This is a genomic window from Nocardioides sp. P5_C9_2, from assembly GCF_054049555.1.
The window spans coordinates 1-2,322 of record NZ_JBFUMD010000555.1; the positions used below are offsets into that span (position 1 = coordinate 1).

The 2,322-nt window shown below is 73.2% G+C and carries 3 protein-coding genes; 1 reads left to right on the plus strand and 2 read right to left on the minus strand.

Annotated features, from left to right (window positions below; genetic code table 11):
- Window positions 1–77 precede the first annotated feature (77 nt).
- Window positions 78–743: a response regulator transcription factor gene (locus ACXJKL_RS19535; protein WP_457208661.1), complete on the minus strand. Its 666-nt coding sequence runs from the start codon at window positions 741–743 to the stop codon at window positions 78–80.
- A gap of 127 nt (window positions 744–870) precedes the next feature.
- On the opposite strand from ACXJKL_RS19535, the gene ACXJKL_RS19540 reads away from it, so the two are divergent.
- The gene (locus ACXJKL_RS19540) at window positions 871–1,689 is read left to right on the plus strand and encodes a sigma-70 family RNA polymerase sigma factor (RefSeq protein WP_457208662.1); all 819 of its coding nucleotides are present in this window, start codon (window positions 871–873) and stop codon (window positions 1,687–1,689) included.
- Window positions 1,690–1,705: 16 nt separating this feature from the next.
- Here the strand turns inward: ACXJKL_RS19540 and ACXJKL_RS19545 are convergent.
- Window positions 1,706–2,322, minus strand: a 617-nt coding sequence (locus tag ACXJKL_RS19545; RefSeq protein WP_457208663.1) for a hypothetical protein, incomplete at its 5' end; no start/stop codon positions are given.

Sequence of the window (2,322 nt, forward strand, 5' to 3'; positions counted from 1 at the left end):
AGGCCCCGGGCCGACCGACCACTCCCCCGATCAGGCGGTGAGCCCCGAGGCCCCGGGCCGACCGACCACTCCCCCGATCAGGCGGTGAGCCCCGGGTCCTCGTCCCGGGCCACCGAGCCGAGATAGCCGTGGCGCACACCCCACAGGACCGCCTGGGAGCGCGAGGCGACCCCCATCTTGCGGTAGGCGGATCGAATGTAGGACTTGAGCGAGTTGATGCTGATGGAGGCGCGATCCGCGATCGTCTGGTTGTCGAGGCCCGCGGTGATCATCGCGACCACCTGCGCCTCACGGGGCGTGAGCGTCTCGAGGGGCGACGCCGGGATCTCGAGGGTCTCGACCGGGGGCTGGCCGGCACCGAGGTCCACCACGGGCCGGYCGTGGTGGATGGACTCGAGGGCGGCGACCAGCCGCGGCGCGGGGAGCGCCTTCGACAACACGCCGCTCACACCGTTGCCGAGCGCAAGCTCCACCAGGTCCGGGCGAGCGTTCCACGTCCACGTCACCAACCGACCGTCGTGCGCGACGTGGTGGACCGCCTCCACGGGCAGGTCGCGCACTCCGGCCAGGGTGTCGTGGAGGGTGAGGTCGACGTCGCGCGCCGGGACGCCGCCCGGCGAGGGCAGCACCTGCACGCGGTGGGCGTAGGGCGCGAGGAGGCCGGTGAACCCGACGGTCACGAGCTCGCACTCGTGGGCCAGGGTGACGCGCACGGGGCGGCGTCGGCGTGTCATCACGGTCATGGGCGCGCCGTACCCAACTGGTGGGATCGCATGCCCGAAGGGAGGTAGTGCAGCACGGAGACCGCTGGTTGGCTCGGAGGTCGTGGTCGAGCAGCGTGCCACGGTCGATCTGCACGAAGGACACGACGTGTCACCCACCTCCCCGACCCGGGGGCACCGCGGTGTCTCCCGCGCCCGCCGGATGGAGCTCACCGGCGAGCTGCTCGCCCGACTCGACGACCCGGCCGAGGTGCGCCTCGAGCTCGAGGACGAGATCATCCGCCTCAACCTCGTCGTGGCCACCCAGGAGGCCCGTCGCTACGAGCGCCGCGGCATCGACCCCGAGGACCTGCGCCAGGTGGCGTGCCTGGCCCTGGTCAAGGCGGTCCGCCGTTACGACCCGGCCCTGGCCACGGACTTCCTGGGCTACGTCGTGCCGTGCATCCGCGGCGAGCTGCGGCGCTGGTTCCGCGACACCGGCTGGGTGGTCCGACCGCCGCGCTCGATCCAGGAGCTGCAGGCCCGAGTCACCCGCGTGAGCGGGGAGCTGACCCAGGAGCTCGGCCGTTCACCGCGTCCCAGCGACATCGCGGCCCGTCTCGGTGTCCCCACGGAGCGGATCGAGGAGGCGGTCTCGGCCCATGCCGGCTACTCGGTCGACTCCCTCGACGCGACGACCGAGGACTCCGAGCGACCGCTGGCCGCCACCCTCGTGCACCACGAGGCGGGGTTCAGCCAGGTCGAGGCCCGGAGCGTGGTCGCCCCGCTCGTACGACGTCTCGGCGCACGCGAGCAGCGCATCCTGGAGCTGCGCTACCTGCACGACGCGACCCAGGGTGAGATCGGCGCGGACATCGGGGTCACCCAGACCCAGGTGTCGCGCCTCATGACGGGCATCAACCGTCAGCTGCGCGATGAGCTCACCCCGCGCGAGGACGGCGCCCCCGGCCTCTCGCCGGCCGTCTGATCCTCGGTCCGAGCGATCAGGGGGCCGTCTGGGCGGGACGGTCGAGCGACGCCTCGAGCACCGCTATCAGCTCGTCGATCTCCGACCGCACGTCACCGTCACCGGGGCGGAGCATGTCGGCCAGTCGGGCGCGGGCGAACCGCACCGCGTCCCGCAGCTCCCTGGCCCGTCCACGCACCCGGTCGTCCTTCGCTGTCGCCTCGAGCCGCGTGAGTCGGTCCTCGAGCGCGACCACACGTTCCGAGGACACGGCCCAACCGCCCGCCACCTGATCACGCGAACCGGTGTCCCGGAGGCCGGGCAGCAGCTCGCGAGCGAACCACGACACCTCGTCCTCCGCGGCGGTGAGGTCGGCACGCCCCGTGCCGCGCCGCCGGGCCCTCAGCCACAGGAGGAGCCCGCCCGCCAGCACCAGCAGGAGGGCCGCGAGGAGCCACCACCACCCGGACACACCCTCATCGGCCCCATCGGCCTCAGCCTCGACCTCGGTCACCTCCGCCTCGGCGGTGGCGGACGACGACGGCGTGATCTCCGTGGTCGCGGTCCCGGTGGGCGCGGGCAGCACGGAGGTCTCCGAGGCGCTGGGGGTCTCGGTCTCGGCGGGGGTCTCGGTCTCGGCGGGCGGCTCGGACG